This window comes from Leyella stercorea DSM 18206, assembly GCF_000235885.1.
Taxonomy (GTDB): domain Bacteria; phylum Bacteroidota; class Bacteroidia; order Bacteroidales; family Bacteroidaceae; genus Prevotella; species Prevotella stercorea.
This window is the reverse complement of record NZ_JH379380.1, coordinates 8,529-24,488: the sequence shown is the minus strand read 5'-3', so window position 1 is coordinate 24,488 and position 15,960 is coordinate 8,529. Positions and strand designations below refer to the sequence as shown.

The following is a 15,960-nucleotide window of genomic DNA, read 5'->3' as shown; positions in this document are numbered from 1 at the left end:
AGAAACATATAAATATATATACGATGAAACAAACAAAGATTGTTGCTTCTATTAGCGATCGCCGTTGTGATGTCGAGTTCCTCCGCAAATTGTTCTTTGCCGGAATGAACGTCGTAAGAATGAATACTGCACATGCGACGCCTGACGGGATACGTAATATTATAAAGAACGTGAGAACTGTTTCGCCCCACTTGGCTCTTATGATTGACACAAAGGGACCAGAGGTGAGAACCACTGGTTGTGCTGAGCCAATAGAGTACAAGACGGGCGATGTGGTTAAGATATTTGGACGTCCGGGTATGGACTCATCGCACGATATTGTCAATGTGTCATACATCGACTTTGCTAAGGATGTGAAGGTTGGTGATCATGTGCTTTTTGACGATGGTGAACTTGATATGCTTGTCATAGACAACAATGGTCCGATGCTTGTAGCTCAGGTACAGAACGACGGTGTGCTTGGTGCACACAAGAGCGTGAACGTACCTGGCGAGCATATCGCTCTGCCTGCTATTACGCAGAAGGATCACGATAACATACTCCTTGCTATTGAAGAAGACATCGACTTTATTGCTCATTCGTTTGTGCGTTCTGCCGATGACGTTCTTGCGATACAGAAGATACTCGACGAGCACAATAGCGACATAAAAATTATCTCAAAGATTGAAAATCAAGAAGGAGTAGATAATATTGATGAGATTATTGATGCCTCTTATGGCATTATGATTGCGCGTGGCGACCTTGGTATAGAGGTGCCAATAGAGCAGATACCGGGCATTCAACGCCAGATTATACGCAAGTGTGTGATGAAGAAGAAGCCGGTTATCGTCGCAACACAGATGCTCCATACGATGATTAAGAATCCGCGCCCTACACGTGCTGAGGTTACTGATATAGCCAATGCTATCTATTCATATACAGATGCACTCATGCTTAGTGGTGAGACGGCAAGTGGCAAGTATCCGCTTGAGGCAGTGCAGACGATGGCTGCCATTGCTGAGCAGGCAGAGAAGGACCGCTCTGCGCTTGGCGACTATGAGGTACCGATGAACGAGAACTGCTCGCAGCGTGAATTCCTTGCTCATGCAGCTATTGAGGCAACGAAGACACTTGGCGTTGCTGGTATCATCACCGACAGTCTTACTGGCGAGACCGTACGCCATTTGGCTGCTTTCCGCGGTCCGAACCCTATCCTTGCAATATGTTATAAGGAAAAGACACAGCGCTGGTTAAATCTCAGCTTTGGTGTCATCCCCGTTCATCAGAAGGAACATGCGCCTGCTGCATACATGTTCACAGCTGCATTGCGTATGCTCCGACAGAAAGGCTACATCGGCTCCGACGATAAGATTGCGTACCTTAGTGGTAGCTTCGGATTGGGCAACCCGACGGGCACAACATTCCTCGAAATCAATAAGGTTAGTCAAGTGTTCGATAAGTCGTACGAATTCCATTTGCCTAACAAGGAATAACCATTATATAGAAGTCAATTTAATATGACAATACGAAATAGGAGGTCGTAAGATCTCCTATTTTTTTGTCTTGTATTGAAACAAAAAAGGACGGGGTGCAATCACTGCAGCCCGCCCTCAAATAATTAGATAGTTATAAAAAAATAAGTTTTCCGATTTTAAACCTTCTCGATAATCTGTCCGCCAGCCTCTACTGCCTCCATGTTCAGAGGAATAAGACCGTGGTGACGCTCGGGAAGTGTCTTGTAAAGAGCCTTGTTGAGGCCGTCGGTGCTCACAATCGGGCAAACCTTTAGCAGGCCGCCGAGTACAATCATGTTGAACACCTTTGAGTTCTTCAATTCGGCAGCCTTATCCATAGCGTCGATACGATAGACATTGATGTCCTTACGTGTCGGTGGATTGATAATACCGAAACCGTCATATATAAGTATTCCGCCTGGCTTCACCTTCGACTCGAACTTGTCAAGCGATGGCTGGTTAAGTACGATAGCCACATCATACTGGCTAAGGATAGGCGATGAGATGCGCTCTTCGCTCACGATTACTGTCACGTTAGCTGTACCGCCACGCTGCTCAGGACCGTAAGCCGGCATCCATGTTACTTCTTTGTTCTCCATCAGACCGGAGTAGGCGAGAATCTTACCCATTGAGAGCACGCCCTGTCCTCCGAAACCTGCTATAATTATTTCTGCTTTCATAGGTTTGTCGTGTCTTTTAAGTCACCCTTCGGGTATTGTTTGAACATATTCTCTTCCATCCACTTGTTGGCCTTCACCGGTGGCAACTTCCATCCGCTGTTGCATGTAGCAACAATCTCAACGAGTGATGAACCCTTGCCCTCCATAGATGCTGTGAATGCCTTCTTGATAGCAGCCTTTGCCTTACGGATTGATGCTACGTTCTCTACGCTCTGGCGTGTTACGAAGCATGTGCCCGGTAGAGTGACAGCCATTTCTGAGAGGTTGAGTGGATAACCATGCAGCGCCGGTTCGCGACCATAAGGACATGTAGATGTCTTCTGACCGATAAGCGTTGTCGGAGCCATCTGTCCACCAGTCATACCGTAGATGGCATTGTTGATGAATATGAGAGTGATGTTTTCACCGCGGTTCAGTGCGTGGATACTCTCGGCTGTTCCGATACAAGCCATGTCGCCGTCGCCCTGATAGGTGAAGACAAGGCGCTCTGGCCACAGACGCTTGATGGCAGAAGCAAGAGCTGGAGCGCGTCCGTGTGCTGCTTCCTGCCAGTCGATGTCGATATAGTTGTAGGCAAATACAGAGCAGCCTACCGGGCTTACGCCGATGGCGTTCTCCTGCATGCCCATTTCTTCGATAACTTCAGCCACAAGTTTGTGAACTACGCCATGCGAACAACCTGCGCAGTAGTGCATGTGGGTATCGTTGAGAAGCTCAGGCTTTTTGTAAACCAGGTTCTCCGGTGATATTATATCGTTCATAGAAATTTCTCCTTTAAAGCTTTAACCATTTCCTCTGGCTCGGGAACGATGCCGCCGAGTCGTCCGTAGTGCTCACAACGTACAGTGCCGTTTACTGCGAGGCGTACGTCCTCGATCATCATGCCGGCGTTAATCTCTGCAACGAGAATACCCTTGAGCTTCTTAGCTGCCTCTGCAATCTCCTTTTCGGGGAAAGGCCACAATGTGATAGGACGGAACAAACCGACCTTGATGCCCTCTGCACGTGCAAGCTCGATAGTCTTTTCTGCAATACGCGCTGCCGAACCGAACGCAACAATCATGTATTCTGCGTCGTCCATGAACTTGGTCTCGTAGCGAACCTCATTCTCGCGAATCTTGCGGTATTTCTCTTGAAGCTGCAGGTTGCGCTGCTCCATAATCTCAGGCTTAAGCTCGAGAGATGTGATAACGACGGGCTTACGACCCTTGCAACCAGTAGCTGCCCACGGACATTCCTTTATGATTTCTTCGTTTGTGCGGCGTGGCTTGAATGGAGGAAGAACTACCTTCTCCATCATCTGACCGATAACACCGTCAGAGAGAATCATTGCAGGGATGCGATACTTGAAAGCGAGTTCAAAAGAGAGGTCGACAAAGTCTGCCATCTCCTGAACAGAGTTCGGGGCGAGCACGAGGATATAGTAATCACCATTGCCACCGCCACGTGTAGCCTGGAAATAGTCGCTCTGTGAAGGTTGGATGGTGCCAAGACCAGGACCGCCGCGCTGAACGTCGACGATAAGACCCGGTACTTCTGCGCCTGCCATATAAGAGATACCCTCCTGCATGAGCGATACGCCCGGACTTGACGACGATGTCATAACGCGTTTGCCGGTGCCACCGCCACCGTAAAGCATGTTGATTGATGCAACTTCACTCTCTGCCTGAAGCACTACCATGCCTGTGGTCTCCCAAGGCTTAAGTTCTGAGAGTGTTTCGATAACTTCGGTCTGTGGAGTAATAGGATAGCCGAAATAACCATCACAACCACAACGGATGGCAGCGTGGGCGAGAGCCTCGTTGCCTTTCATAAGTTTAACTTCCTGTTCTGCCATTGTGTTAATCCTCCATTTTTTTACGGTAAATACTAATACATCCGTCTGGACATACAATTCCGCACGATGCACAACCAATACAATCGTCAGGTCTTACAGCCTCGGCGTATTGATAACCATGCACGTTCACTGCCTTTGCTGTGAGAGCAATGACATCTTTCGGGCAAGCTACAACACAAAGAGAGCATCCTTTGCATCGGTCGGTGTTAACCACGATAGCACCTTTGATTTTTCCCATAGTAATATATCGTTTAGAGTTAGGGGTTATACATATCTTTACAGTAGAAGGCGAACATATCGTCGAGCATTTGCTTTGCTTCCACTGCAGGCGACTCGGGGTCGAGAGCTATTGCTTCGAGATAGTTGTCGATAGCATGCTTCCAATCGCCTTTACGTCTGTACTCGTTGCCGAGCTTGTAATAGTCTTCTGCTGTCATACTTATTAAGGTTGGGGTGTGTTATGTTGTTGTGTTGACAGTTGTCAGCACCTGTGATGCCAGCTGCTGACGCTTGTCTTCATTTTACCATCCCTTCGCTGCCTGCAGCGTATTCTTCATTAGCGAGCAGATTGTCATCGGTCCGACGCCGCCTGGTACTGGTGTTATGAACGAACACTTCGGAGCTACTTCGTCAAACTTCACGTCGCCGTTGAGGCGAAATCCGCTCTTGCGTGTTGCATCAGGAACGCGAGTCGTACCTACGTCAATTACCACAGCACCTTCCTTCACCATATCGGCTGTTACGAAGTCGGGTTTGCCGATTGCTGCTATGATGATGTCGGCTTCGCGACATTCTTTCTTGATGTCGGTGGTGTGCGAGTGGCATACCGTAACTGTTGCATCGCCATATTGCTTCTGCATCATCAGCTGTGCCATAGGCTTGCCTACGATGTTGCTTCTGCCGAGCACAACACATTTCTTTCCCGAGGTCTCTATGTTGTAGCGTTTGAGCAGGGTTACTATACCGAGTGGAGTAGCGGATATGAAGCATGGCAAACCGATAGCCATGCGTCCGACGTTTATAGGATGGAAGCCGTCAACGTCCTTGCGGTAGTCGATAGCCTCGATTATCTTCTGCTCGTCGATATGACGTGGAAGCGGCAACTGCACGATAAATCCGTCTACATCGTTGTCGTTGTTCAGACGTTCTACACATGCGAGCAGTTCGTCCTCGGTGACATCGTCTTCGTAGCGGATAAGTGTCGACTTGAAGCCGCACTTCTCGCAGGCAATGACCTTGTTCTTCACGTAAGTCTCTGAGCCACCATCGTGACCTACAAGCACTGCCGCAAGATGCGGTTGCTTGCCACCTGCAGCCATGATGCTCTTCACCTCTTCTGCTATTTCTGCTTTAATAGCTTCAGCAGTTGCTTTTCCGTCAATCAGTTGCATATCTCTTCTTTTTTAGAACTTTGGCATACCTGGCATGCCTTTCATCTTGCTCATCATGCCAGCCATTTTTGCCATATTTGTACCAGTAACCATCTTCATCATCTTGCGAGTCTGGTCGAACTGCTTGATGAGTCGGTTCACCTCCTGGATGTTTGTACCGCTACCTTTCGCGATACGCATACGGCGACTCTGGTTTAAGATTTCCGGGTTCGTACGCTCCTTCGGAGTCATACTCTTTATGATTGCTTCAATGCCCTTGAATGCATTGTCGTCAATGTCAACGTCCTTGATAGCCTTGCCTACGCCCGGAATCATTGCTGCGAGATCCTTCAGATTACCCATCTTCTTTATCTGCTCAATCTGTCCGAGGAAGTCGTTGAAGTCGAACTTGTTCTTCTGAATCTTCTTCTGCAGGCGGCGTGCCTCTTCTTCGTCGAACTGTTCCTGGGCACGTTCTACAAGGCTCACGATGTCACCCATGCCGAGGATACGGTCTGCCATACGCGACGGGTGGAACACGTCGATCGCTTCCATCTTCTCGCCGGTACCTACGAACTTGATTGGCTTAGTGACAACGGTGCGGATAGAGAGTGCTGCACCACCGCGTGTGTCGCCGTCGAGCTTGGTGAGAACCACACCGTCGAAGTCGAGGCGGTCGTTAAACTCCTTGGCTGTGTTGACAGCGTCTTGACCGGTCATCGAGTCGACAACGAAGAGAGTCTCGTTCGGGTTGATGGCGTTCTTCAATGTCTCAATCTCGTTCATCATCTCCTCGTCTACTGCCAGACGACCTGCGGTATCGACGATTACTACGTCGTAGCTCTTGGCCTTTGCCTCGCGAATAGCGTTGTTTGCGATGCTTACAACGTCCTTGCTCTCAGGTTCAGAATATACGGGTACGCCTATCTGCTCGCCAACGACCTTGAGCTGTTCGATAGCTGCCGGACGATATACGTCGCAGGCTACGAGCAACGGGTTCTTGTGCTGCTTGTTCTTGAGCATATTAGCAAGCTTGCCCGAGAATGTGGTTTTACCAGAGCCCTGCAGACCGCTCATGAGGATTATTGACGGTCGTCCGTTCAGGTTAAGCTCGGCAGCTTCGCCACCCATGAGTTCGGCGAGTTCGTCGTGTACAATCTTTACCATCAACTGGCTTGGCTTCACCGCTGTGAGTACGTTCATGCCGAGAGCTTTTTTCTTCACCGTGTCGGTGAAGGTCTTAGCCACTTTATAGTTTACGTCGGCATCCAACAGAGCGCGTCTTACGTCTTTGAGGGTTTCGGCAACGTTGATTTCGGTAATCTTGCCTTCACCTTTGAGTATTTTGAAACTGCGTTCAAGTCTGTCACTAAGATTTTCAAACATATCTATTTTCTTTTCTTTTTATTAAAATTAATGTGTGCGCTTTGTGGGGCGTTTCTATACACGTCGCTTGTTTTGCAAAAGTAAGCAAAAAATAACGAGTTTCGGAATAAAAACTTATCTATTTAATTAATTTTAAGTTACTTTTTTAAGAAGATGTTGTTTAGTTCTACTTTTATCACTTCTTCGTTCACGAGATACTCCATAGCTTCATCTTTTGCTTCCTGGTTTAGCACTATTTCGTTAAGCTCTGTAATTGAGTGCTTTTCGCCGTCTGCGAGCAGATCTTTTATCGCTTTCAGTGCTTGATTATACGCATCTTTGTATGATTGTGATGTGTCTTGATGTGTCAAACACACGTCGCATTGGCGACAGTCGTTGGTTTCTGTCTCGCCGAAGTAGCGCAGCAGCTGCCTGCTACGGCATACGGTATCGTTCTGTGCATAGTCGATGATGCTTTTTATGCGTTTCTCAAACTGTGTTTTACGTTCTTCGTACACAGATTCTGAAATAACTATCTCCTCAGGCAATACGCGGTCTTGTGTGTATGTGAGCAATGGCACAGAGCGTTCGGGGATGAAATGCAGTATTCGGCGTTGGCTCAGACTCGTCAAAATCAAGTACACTTGTTGTTGGGTGAGTCCCGTTGCATGTGCTATGAATGCGAGCTCTATGAAGTGGTAGTCGACGAACAATCCGCTGTATTCGCGCAGTAGTGTTGTTATCACGAGTTCCTCGTTCGGCGTTGTTTCGTGCAACATGTATAGCTGATCGCGTTCGAGTGTGAACTTTACGCGTGTTCGTGAGTCGGGATCGATGTTATATTCTATGTAGCCCGCCCTTGAGAGTATCTTTAGAGCTGAGTTTACGATTACGGGGTAGTGATGGAAGAGTAGGCTGAACTTCTCTACTTCGAAGTGGAATGTGCGTCCATAACCCGAACCTGCAGCAATCTGCAGATAGTAGGCAATGTGCTCATACACGCGACAAATTTCTTCCTTGTTAGGGAATTCTTGTGCGATACGTTTCAAAAGCTTTGCCTTGTCGCTCTTGTCGTAGAGCAATACGGCGTAAGCCTTCTTTCCATCGCGTCCGGCTCTGCCTGCTTCCTGAAAGTAAGCCTCTATCGAATCGGGGCAAGTAATGTGTATCACAACGCGTACGTCGGGCTTGTCGATACCCATGCCGAAGGCGTTTGTCGCAACCATTACTCGCACCTCGTCGTCGTGCCATTTTTTCTGACGTTCGTCTTTTGTAGAGTGCTCAAGACCAGCGTGATAAAAGGTTGCGCTAATGTTGTTGTTCAACAAGAGTTCGCATATCTCTTTCGTTAGTTTGCGACTTCGTACATAGACTATAGCACTGCCGTTTATTGAGTTCAGTATGTGCACTAACTGTTGCTGTTTGTTGTCAGATGTGCGCACTACGTATGCGAGGTTCTTGCGCTCGAAACTCATGCGGAACACGTTCCGCTCCTTGAATTCTAATTGCTCTTGTATGTCGTCAATAACGTCCTTTGTAGCTGTTGCGGTGAGCGCAAGTATTGGAGCGTCGGGCTTTAAGCGGCGTATGTCGGCTATGTGCAGATACGACGGGCGGAAGTCGTAACCCCATTGCGATATGCAGTGGGCTTCGTCAATGGTTATGAAGCTCACTTTTATATGCGCCAGTTTGGTTTGGAATAGTTCCGAACCGATGCGCTCCGGCGACACATAGAGTATCTTCGTGTTGCCGAGCACGCAGTTCTCGAGTGTCTTGACGATTTCCTGACGGCTCATGCCCGAGTATATGGCAGCAGCGAGCACTTGGCGGCGGCGCAGGTTCTCCACCTGGTCTTTCATCAGTGCGATGAGCGGCGTGATAACAATGCACACACCTTCCATGGCGAGAGCCGGCACTTGGAATGTGAGCGATTTGCCGCCGCCCGTAGGCATCAGTCCTAACGTGTCCTTGCCCTCGGCAATGCTGCGTATGATGTCGCGCTGTATGCCGCGGAAGTCGGAGTAGCCCCAAGTGTCTCTGAGTATTTTGAGATATAATGTTTCGTCGTAACCCATTTTATTATTTGATTGAAGCTTCTCGGTTTGTTCTTGTTGTTAGTCTTCCTCCGCCACACGTATGTCTTCAATCTGTAGCTGCACCATGTTGCGTTTGAACACGTTGTCCTCAATGGTGTAGGCTATGTCGAAGCTACGTTTCGATTTAATGTAACGCGCTGAAGCACTCTGTCCGAATGCGATACCGTTCACGATGTTGCTCGACTTGGAGTCTACAAGCTCCAGTTTGATGTGTTCCTGCTCGCGTCCCACGACCTTGCTTGTGCCGTAGTCGTAAACATCGGTTGTGCAGAAGAGCGGCTTGGTGTTGCCTGGTCCGAATGGTGAGAAACGCTTCAAGTCGTTGTGCAGTTTCTTCGTGATGTCGCGGAAGTCGATTTCGGCATCTATGTTGAGTATTGCCTCTGTCTGTTCGGGCTGTATGTGCTCGTCTACATAGCGTTGGAAGCGGTTGCGGAACTCCTGTATGTCGTCCCATCGCAGCGTTAGTCCGGCAGCATAGGTGTGTCCGCCGAAGTTCACGAGCAGGTCACGACAGCTCTTTATAGCCGAGTACACGTCAAAGCCCGTCACGCTTCGCGCTGAACCAGTAGCGAAGTCGCCATCGCGTGTCAGTACGACGGTCGGTCGGAAGTAGATTTCGGTGAGTCGTGATGCCACGATACCGATAACGCCCTTCTTCCAGTTCTCGTCGTAGAGTACTATCGACGAGCGGTGGCGCTGACTCTCCAGTTTCGATACGATGCTGTTGGCCTCCTCTGTCATCTGCTTGTCGATGTCCTTGCGCTGTTCGTTGTACTCGTCGATGTGCTTCGCCTTGGCAAGCGCATGCGAGAAGTCTTTCTCTACGAGCAAATCGACGCTCTCGCGTCCGTTCTCCATACGTCCCGACGCATTGATGCGCGGACCTATCTTGAACACGATGTCGCTCATGGATATGTCTCTGCCTCCGAGTCCGCAGATGTCTATAATCGCCTTCAGTCCGATGCTCGGGTTCTGGTTGAGCGTTTTCAGTCCGTGGTAGGCGAGTATGCGGTTCTCCTCGGTGACGGGCACGATGTCGGCAGCTATGCTCACGGCACAGAAGTCGAGCAGCGGGATGAGTCGGGCGAAGGGTATGCCGTTGTTCTTGGCGAACGCCTGCATCAGCTTGAAACCTACGCCACAACCGCAGAGATGCTTAAATGGGTAGGTGTCATCTGGTCGCTTCGGGTTGAGGATAGCCACTGCTGGCGGCAGTTCCTCGTCGGGCATGTGATGGTCGCAGATGATGAAGTCGATGCCGAGCGACTTGGCGTAGGCAATCTCTTCAACGGCTTTGATGCCACAGTCGAGAATGATGATGAGTTTCACGCCTGCCTCCTTGGCGTAGTCGATGCCTTTCTTGCTAACGCCGTAGCCTTCGTCGTAGCGGTCGGGGATGTAATACTCTATGTTCGAGTAGAACTGTTGTATGAACTTGTACACCAGTGCTACCGCTGTGCATCCGTCCACGTCGTAGTCGCCGTAAACAAGGATGCGCTCCTTGCGCCCCATCGCGTCGTTGAGGCGGTCGACGGCGAGGTCCATGTCCTTCATGAGGAAGGGGTTGATGAGGTCTGCCAGCTGCGGGTGGAAGAATCGCTTGGCAGCTGACTCTGTTGTTATGCCGCGTCGCATGAGCAGCTGGGCGAGTATCGGGCTGATATTCAGCTTCGCCCCCAGTTCGTCAGCCGCCTGTTTCTCCTCTGTCGCAGGTGACTTGTAATTCCATTTGAATAACATTATATATAGTTTTTATTTTTTCTCGGTTTAGGAGTGGGGTGCAGAGTGTCTGCGCGTTTAAGGTAAAACGCGTGTAAAGTTACAAAAAAACTATGGAATAAGAGGAGTGTTTTTTGTGTTTTTAAGTGGCAGGTTAAATTCTTTATACCTAATTATTATATTTTTGTAGTATATTATCGTTGTGTGTGTTGGTTATTTGTTGTGTGTGTAGCATCCGCATCGACCGGCGCAGACATCCGCATCGACCGACGCAGACATCCGCATCGACCGGCGCAGACGTCCGCATCGACCGACGCGGATTGCATAAGTACGAAAAAAAGACAGAGCAAGGTGGTTGTACACCTGCTCGGTCTTTATGTATTGTATATCAAAAATGAGGTTTTGTCTCTTAACTACCAAGGAGTTAATCGCCAATACCCTGGTTTTTCTTAGCCTCAATCATCTTCTGGAGGATGTCAGCCGGGATAGCGTTCTTGTTAACCATGTAGTCCATTGTGTTGGCTACGATGTAGTTCTTTGTCATGTACCAGATACCCTTGTAGTCGCCTGTCTCGCCCCAAGAGTTCTTCACCATGTAGTACTCCTTGCCATGCTGGTCCTTAGCAATACCGAAGATAAGCATGCCGTGGTCGTCGGTGAGCTCCCAGTTGTCGAAGCGCTGCTGGCGCTGCTCTGCTGTCGGCTCGAGCTCAGGCACCTTGCAGCCGAGTGAGTCGATGAGGTTTGTGCGCTTTGCCGGAGAAAGCTTCAACCAGCGAGCCATGTCGCTGCCAGAGAGACCCTCTGCCTTCTTTGTATCTACGAAGTAAGCAAGACCCTTGCGTGTGAAGCCCGGCTCGCTAACGTCGCCACCCCAAGCTACTGTGTAGCCGTTCATGACAGCGTTCTCGAGGATGCGTGCCATGTCCTCCATCGGAAGGTTCCATGACAGCGGGTTGCGCCAGTTGTCCTGCACCTCAACAGCGTACTGTGTGTAGTACGGGTGGTGTGAGTAGCTTGTGATTGTTACGTAGTCGTCGAAGTTCAAACCGAGGCTTGCTGCGAATGACTTCGGAGTGTACTCCTTGCCTTCGTATGTGAACTTCTCCGGACACTGGCCGAGGTAAGCGTCGAGGATGCCCTGGAGACCCACCTTCCACTGCGAAGAGATCTTGTTAGCTGTGCTCTTAGCGATGCCTGCTACGTACGGCTCAAGCTGGCCGAAGAACTCGTTGAAGTTGTTGAGCGAGTCGCCGTAGAGTGAACCTGGGAACGGCATTGCGTCCTCCGGGCAGATACCCTGGTTCTTCAGTACGTGCAATACGTCGTAAGCCGAACCGCCCTGAGAGAACTGGCAGTCGCCGTGGAGGCGTACAACCTGAACGGCGCGGTCCATATAGGTCTTGTTAGCTACGAAAGCCTCGCAGAGGTCGTAAGTCTTGCCTGTAGCCTTGAGAATCTCGCTCTCGAAGTATGAGAGAGTAGAGTAGTCCCAGCATGTGCCGCTACGATTCTGGTCCTTGATACTTGTGATCGGATTCTCCTTGATTGTCGTGAAGACAGGCTTGTTGCTCGATGCAGCCTTCTTTGGCTTAGCTGCGTTTGCGCTCATCGCAAAAACAGCGAGAAGTGCGAGTGTTAAGATTTTCTTCATGTGATTTTGTTGTAATTTATTAAATTAATTGTTGTTTATTAAGCAATGTCTATTTGTTCTCTGCCATGTATGCTTCGATATCCTTCGGGTGGTAGGGTATTCTGTCCTTGCCGAGGAAGCGACATCCGTCTTTTGTGATGAGTATGTCGTCTTCGATGCGTATGCCTCCGAAGTCCTTGTAGGTCTCAATTTTATCGAAGTTGAGGAACTCGGCGCAGTGGCCTGAAGCCTTCCAGTCGTCGATGAGTGCTGGGATGAAGTATATGCCAGGTTCGTCGGTCACGACGAAGCCCTCCTCTAAGCGGCGGCCCATGCGCAGGCAGTTGGTGCCGAACTGGTCGAGGCGCGGACGTGTCTCTTCGTCGAAGCCTACGTTTATCTGGTCGAGACCTTCCATGTCGTGCACGTCCATGCCCATCATATGTCCCAGACCGTGTGGCAGGAACATGGCGTGAGCACCTGCTGCCACGGCTTCGTCTACGTCGCCCTTCATCAGTCCGAGCTCCTTCAGACGCTCGGTCATCAGGCGGCATATTGAGAAGTGTACGTCCATATATTTAACGCCGGGCTTGGCAACGTCGAGTGCATGGTCGTGGCATGCTTCTACGATAGAGTAAATCTCAAGCTGGCGGTCGGTAAACTTGCCGTTGACGGGGAATGTGCGTGTGTTGTCTGAGCAATAATTATTGATTGTCTCCGCTCCGCAATCGCACAATACGAGGCGTCCGCTCTCAAGTTTTGCCATCGAAGGGTTGCCGTGCATTATCTCGCCATGCTGGCTGAAGATGGTGGCAAAGCTTGTCATTGCTCCGTAAGATAGGGCTATGCTGTCTACTTGTCCGGCTACGAACTTCTCCGTAAGGCCTGGTTTTGTAAGGCGCATGGCAGTGGTGTGCATCTTGTAGCCGATTACTGCTGCACGCTCAAGTTCTTCTATCTCTTGCTGTTCTTTGGTAGAGCGCATCTTCACAACGGCACGAATAAGTTCGATGCTTGCCGCTTCCTTCTGCTGAACGGGGTGTATGCCGAGCAAGTCGAATATCTGTATCTTAGTGTCGTGGCGATAAGGTGGAAGGAAGTGTATGCGGCGTTTCTGTCGCATTGCTTCGTTGCAAATGCTCTTGAGCGATTTCATGGGGGCTGTGTTAGCCACGCCGACACGTTCTGCCATATCTTTCACGCTGTCAACACTGCCATACCACACGATATCTTCAATGTCGATATCGTCGCCGACGAGTGTCTCTGTGCCGTTATCGAGGTCGATAACACCGACAAGACCGTCTCGGTTGAGTCCGAAATAATAAAGAAATGAGGAGTCTTGACGGAATGGATAGTAACCATTTGAAGGGTAGTTACATGGCGACTCGTTGTTGCCGAAGAGTATTATTATACCGTCTTTCATAAGCTCTCGGAGCTTGGCGCGACGGCCAACGTAGGTTGCTTTGTCAAACATATAACCTTGTTTTTTGTTATTATTTGCACAAAGTTACGTTAATTTGAAGACATAACAAAACGATAACGCCATTTTATGTTTTATTATGATATTGTTTCGTTTTGATTTCTATTAGAAGAAATAAATATGCGAATATTATGATTGGTTGTATTTATTCTTCGAGAGTGGAAATGCTATTCTCAAATCGGTGCACACAACAACTCATAACCTCTACCGGAGCATAGAAGAAATACTTCTTGTAGTTGCGGAATGTCTTCTTCATGGCTTTTGAGTTGTTCGACACGAAAACGCCTGAGGAATGATGAAACTGCCATTCGTCTTGTTTGATGACGATGGGTGCGTCGAGAGCTTCGAGTGCCAGCTCGTAAGCTTTCGGCGTAATGTCTTTTATGAATGGTATCTCGTCCTTCTCAAAGCCCAATGTCTTAATGAGAATGCTTGCCTCCAACTGCGCAATCTTTGTCAGCTGTAGACGATTGAGCCAGTTTTCAAGCTTTATAAAGTCGATTTTATCACCATCGTGACGCAGAAACGCACCGATACGCACGATGTTTGCGAAGTGCAGACCGTTGGTGAGTATGGTTTGTGTTGTCTGTACGATGATGTCAAGGAAGTTGAGGGTCTCTATCGACGAGTCGTCGCTCAGCGGCTCCGACTTACGTATCTTCTTCAAGCGACTATTTAGTAGCAGGTTCTGCATTCGTGAGAAGCCCGCATCAGGCAGGTTCTGTAGTCCGCCCACGGCTGGTATGTCAGCGCGGTCTGCAAAGTACTCTCCCAAGCCGTGTGTTTCTGCCAGTTTGGCAAGTACGTTCCATTTGTATTTGGACATGGGCTCAATGTCTTCGCTCATCCCAAATACCTTATTTTGAATAATACGAAAAAAGTTACGCTTTATTATGTCCATAATAGAATGTTGAATGTGGAGTGTTGAGTGTTTAATGTTGAATGCCGGATGTTATGAGTATCTGCGCGGCAGACGGAAGATGATAGCTACAGCCACACACAACGTCAGAGCCATGGGGTAGAACAGATACGGCATTATTCTGACGGGGTTCAGCTGCGTCAGTCTGGCTGCCATAAGCATCTGTGCGCCATAGGGTATGAAGCCCTGCGCGCAGCACGAGCAAGTGTCGAGCAGACTTGCCACCTTACGCTTGTCGAGCTCGAAGCGCTCGCTGATGCGTCGTGCTATATTTCCGGTGGAGATAATAGCCACGGTGTTGTTGGCTGTGCAAATGTCTACGATGGCCACCATGAGGGCGATAACAGCTTCTGCACCGCGCTTGCCCTTGATGTGCGATGTTGTCTTGGCGATGATGAAGTCGATGCCGCCCTTCTTGTGCACTATCTCGAATACGCCGCCGGCAAGCATTGTTATTATGATCAGTTCGCCCATCGACAGTATGCCGTCGCCCATTGAGTGGAACCACTCGTACACGTCGAAGCTTCCGTCGAGTATGCCGATTGCTCCGGTTATTGTTAGTCCGATGGTGAGCACCGCCATTACGTTCATGCCGGCGATGGCTGTAGAGAGAACGGCGAGGTATGGTAGTATCTTCACGTAATTGATGCCATGCACATTGGCAAGTGGCGACATCTCTTGTCCTAAGAAGACGTATATGGCAAGCGAGAGGATTGCTGCAGGGAGAGTGATGAAGAAGTTCACGCGAAACTTGTCGTTCATCTTGCAGCCTTGCGTACTCGTAGCAGCAATGGTGGTGTCGGATATGAACGAGAGGTTATCGCCGAAGAACGCACCGCCTACTACTACAGCTGTCACTAACGCCACGTCCAGTTGCATTGTGGTGGCGAGTCCGGATGCTATCGGCACGAGTGCTACTATAGTTCCTACGCTTGTGCCTATCGACAGGCTTATGAAACATGTCGCAATGAACAGCCCGGGCAGCACCATGTTGCTCGGCAGTAGCGAGAGCATTGTGTTTACGGTGGCATCAACAGCTCCGATGGCTTTTGCCGAGTTGGCAAAGGCACCTGCCAATACGAATATCCAAAGCATCGTCATGATGTTTGGCGCACTGGCTCCGCGACTGAAGGCTGCTACGTTCTTTTGCAGACTCTTGCCGCCTGCTATTGTCACAGCGTAGATGCCCGAAATCATGAACGCTACGCTTATCGGCACCTTATAGAAGTCGCCCGCTATAATCGATGTTACAAGATATAGAGTGATAAATACCAAAAGAGGGCTTATCGCAAGAACTCCTTTTAAATTGTTCATAGTTGTATCTTTTTTTAGTCTGCGTGGTATGGGCAAGATGCCCATACCTCC

14 protein-coding genes are annotated in these 15,960 nt (G+C 49.3%); 1 reads left to right on the top strand and 13 read right to left on the bottom strand.

Translation table 11 applies throughout. The annotated features are described in order from the left end of the window. Positions 1-23: 23 nt before the first annotated feature. Complete coding sequence (gene pyk / locus HMPREF0673_RS02890; RefSeq protein WP_007897677.1) at positions 24-1,472, top strand: pyruvate kinase; 1,449 nt, start codon at positions 24-26, stop codon at positions 1,470-1,472. A 158-nt stretch (positions 1,473-1,630) separates the two neighbouring features. On the opposite strand, the gene HMPREF0673_RS02885 is transcribed toward pyk, so the two are convergent. The 13 genes from HMPREF0673_RS02885 to HMPREF0673_RS02830 all read right to left on the bottom strand — a co-directional run bounded on the left by HMPREF0673_RS02885 (position 1,631) and on the right by HMPREF0673_RS02830 (position 15,909). Further along, positions 1,631-2,173, bottom strand: coding sequence for a 2-oxoacid:acceptor oxidoreductase family protein (locus HMPREF0673_RS02885; RefSeq protein ID WP_007897676.1), 543 nt, complete (start codon positions 2,171-2,173; stop codon positions 1,631-1,633). After that, complete coding sequence (locus tag HMPREF0673_RS02880; RefSeq protein ID WP_007897675.1) at positions 2,170-2,934, bottom strand: thiamine pyrophosphate-dependent enzyme; 765 nt, start codon at positions 2,932-2,934, stop codon at positions 2,170-2,172. Before HMPREF0673_RS02880 ends, HMPREF0673_RS02885 begins: the two co-directional genes overlap by 4 nt. Next, positions 2,931-4,010 (bottom strand): 3-methyl-2-oxobutanoate dehydrogenase subunit VorB, encoded by a 1,080-nt coding sequence (locus HMPREF0673_RS02875; protein ID WP_040596278.1) that lies wholly within the window; start codon positions 4,008-4,010, stop codon positions 2,931-2,933. Before HMPREF0673_RS02875 ends, HMPREF0673_RS02880 begins: the two co-directional genes overlap by 4 nt. A gap of 4 nt (positions 4,011-4,014) precedes the next feature. After that, positions 4,015-4,248, bottom strand: coding sequence for a 4Fe-4S dicluster-binding protein (locus tag HMPREF0673_RS13720; RefSeq protein WP_007897673.1), 234 nt, complete (start codon positions 4,246-4,248; stop codon positions 4,015-4,017). A gap of 19 nt (positions 4,249-4,267) precedes the next feature. Beyond that, positions 4,268-4,447 carry a tetratricopeptide repeat protein gene (locus HMPREF0673_RS02870; RefSeq protein ID WP_007897672.1) on the bottom strand — a complete coding sequence of 60 codons (180 nt, stop codon included), beginning with the start codon at positions 4,445-4,447 and terminating at the stop codon, positions 4,268-4,270. 84 nt (positions 4,448-4,531) lie between these two features. Further along, on the bottom strand, positions 4,532-5,401 hold the full coding sequence (folD, locus tag HMPREF0673_RS02865; RefSeq protein WP_007897671.1) for a bifunctional methylenetetrahydrofolate dehydrogenase/methenyltetrahydrofolate cyclohydrolase FolD: 870 nt from the start codon (positions 5,399-5,401) through the stop codon (positions 4,532-4,534). A 12-nt stretch (positions 5,402-5,413) separates the two neighbouring features. Then, a complete protein-coding gene (ffh, locus tag HMPREF0673_RS02860; RefSeq protein WP_007897669.1) occupies positions 5,414-6,766 on the bottom strand; it encodes a signal recognition particle protein in 1,353 nt (450 codons plus the stop codon). Positions 6,767-6,903: 137 nt separating this feature from the next. After that, on the bottom strand, positions 6,904-8,820 hold the full coding sequence (locus HMPREF0673_RS02855; RefSeq protein WP_007897667.1) for a RecQ family ATP-dependent DNA helicase: 1,917 nt from the start codon (positions 8,818-8,820) through the stop codon (positions 6,904-6,906). Between the two features lie 39 nt (positions 8,821-8,859). After that, positions 8,860-10,584, bottom strand: coding sequence for a single-stranded-DNA-specific exonuclease RecJ (recJ, locus tag HMPREF0673_RS02850; RefSeq protein WP_007897665.1), 1,725 nt, complete (start codon positions 10,582-10,584; stop codon positions 8,860-8,862). 403 nt (positions 10,585-10,987) lie between these two features. Continuing rightward, complete coding sequence (locus HMPREF0673_RS02845) at positions 10,988-12,217, bottom strand: C1 family peptidase (RefSeq protein WP_007897661.1); 1,230 nt, start codon at positions 12,215-12,217, stop codon at positions 10,988-10,990. Positions 12,218-12,266: 49 nt separating this feature from the next. After that, entirely contained in the window at positions 12,267-13,670 is a 1,404-nt protein-coding gene (locus tag HMPREF0673_RS02840; RefSeq protein WP_007897659.1) for an aminopeptidase P family protein, read from the bottom strand. Positions 13,671-13,821: 151 nt separating this feature from the next. Further along, on the bottom strand, positions 13,822-14,502 hold the full coding sequence (locus HMPREF0673_RS02835; RefSeq protein WP_216589866.1) for a hypothetical protein: 681 nt from the start codon (positions 14,500-14,502) through the stop codon (positions 13,822-13,824). A gap of 126 nt (positions 14,503-14,628) precedes the next feature. Beyond that, positions 14,629-15,909 carry a Na+/H+ antiporter NhaC family protein gene (locus HMPREF0673_RS02830; RefSeq protein ID WP_040596276.1) on the bottom strand — a complete coding sequence of 427 codons (1,281 nt, stop codon included), beginning with the start codon at positions 15,907-15,909 and terminating at the stop codon, positions 14,629-14,631. Between the last annotated feature and the right edge of the window lie 51 nt (positions 15,910-15,960).

Bases quoted from the DNA above. Each gene is read 5' to 3' on its own strand.
- HMPREF0673_RS02875 (WP_040596278.1), bottom strand. From the start codon at position 4,010: ATGGCAGAACAGGAAGTTAAACTTATGAAAGGCAACGAGGCTCTCGCC.
- HMPREF0673_RS02870 (WP_007897672.1), bottom strand. From the start codon at position 4,447: ATGACAGCAGAAGACTATTACAAGCTCGGCAACGAGTACAGACGTAAA.
- ffh (WP_007897669.1), bottom strand. From the start codon at position 6,766: ATGTTTGAAAATCTTAGTGACAGACTTGAACGCAGTTTCAAAATACTC.
- HMPREF0673_RS02840 (WP_007897659.1), bottom strand. From the start codon at position 13,670: ATGTTTGACAAAGCAACCTACGTTGGCCGTCGCGCCAAGCTCCGAGAG.
- HMPREF0673_RS02830 (WP_040596276.1), bottom strand. From the start codon at position 15,909: ATGAACAATTTAAAAGGAGTTCTTGCGATAAGCCCTCTTTTGGTATTT.
- folD (WP_007897671.1), bottom strand. From the start codon at position 5,401: ATGCAACTGATTGACGGAAAAGCAACTGCTGAAGCTATTAAAGCAGAA.
- HMPREF0673_RS02845 (WP_007897661.1), bottom strand. From the start codon at position 12,217: ATGAAGAAAATCTTAACACTCGCACTTCTCGCTGTTTTTGCGATGAGC.
- HMPREF0673_RS02855 (WP_007897667.1), bottom strand. From the start codon at position 8,820: ATGGGTTACGACGAAACATTATATCTCAAAATACTCAGAGACACTTGG.
- HMPREF0673_RS13720 (WP_007897673.1), bottom strand. From the start codon at position 4,248: ATGGGAAAAATCAAAGGTGCTATCGTGGTTAACACCGACCGATGCAAA.
- HMPREF0673_RS02885 (WP_007897676.1), bottom strand. From the start codon at position 2,173: ATGAAAGCAGAAATAATTATAGCAGGTTTCGGAGGACAGGGCGTGCTC.
- HMPREF0673_RS02835 (WP_216589866.1), bottom strand. From the start codon at position 14,502: ATGTCCAAATACAAATGGAACGTACTTGCCAAACTGGCAGAAACACAC.
- HMPREF0673_RS02880 (WP_007897675.1), bottom strand. From the start codon at position 2,934: ATGAACGATATAATATCACCGGAGAACCTGGTTTACAAAAAGCCTGAG.
- recJ (WP_007897665.1), bottom strand. From the start codon at position 10,584: ATGTTATTCAAATGGAATTACAAGTCACCTGCGACAGAGGAGAAACAG.
- pyk (WP_007897677.1), top strand. From the start codon at position 24: ATGAAACAAACAAAGATTGTTGCTTCTATTAGCGATCGCCGTTGTGAT.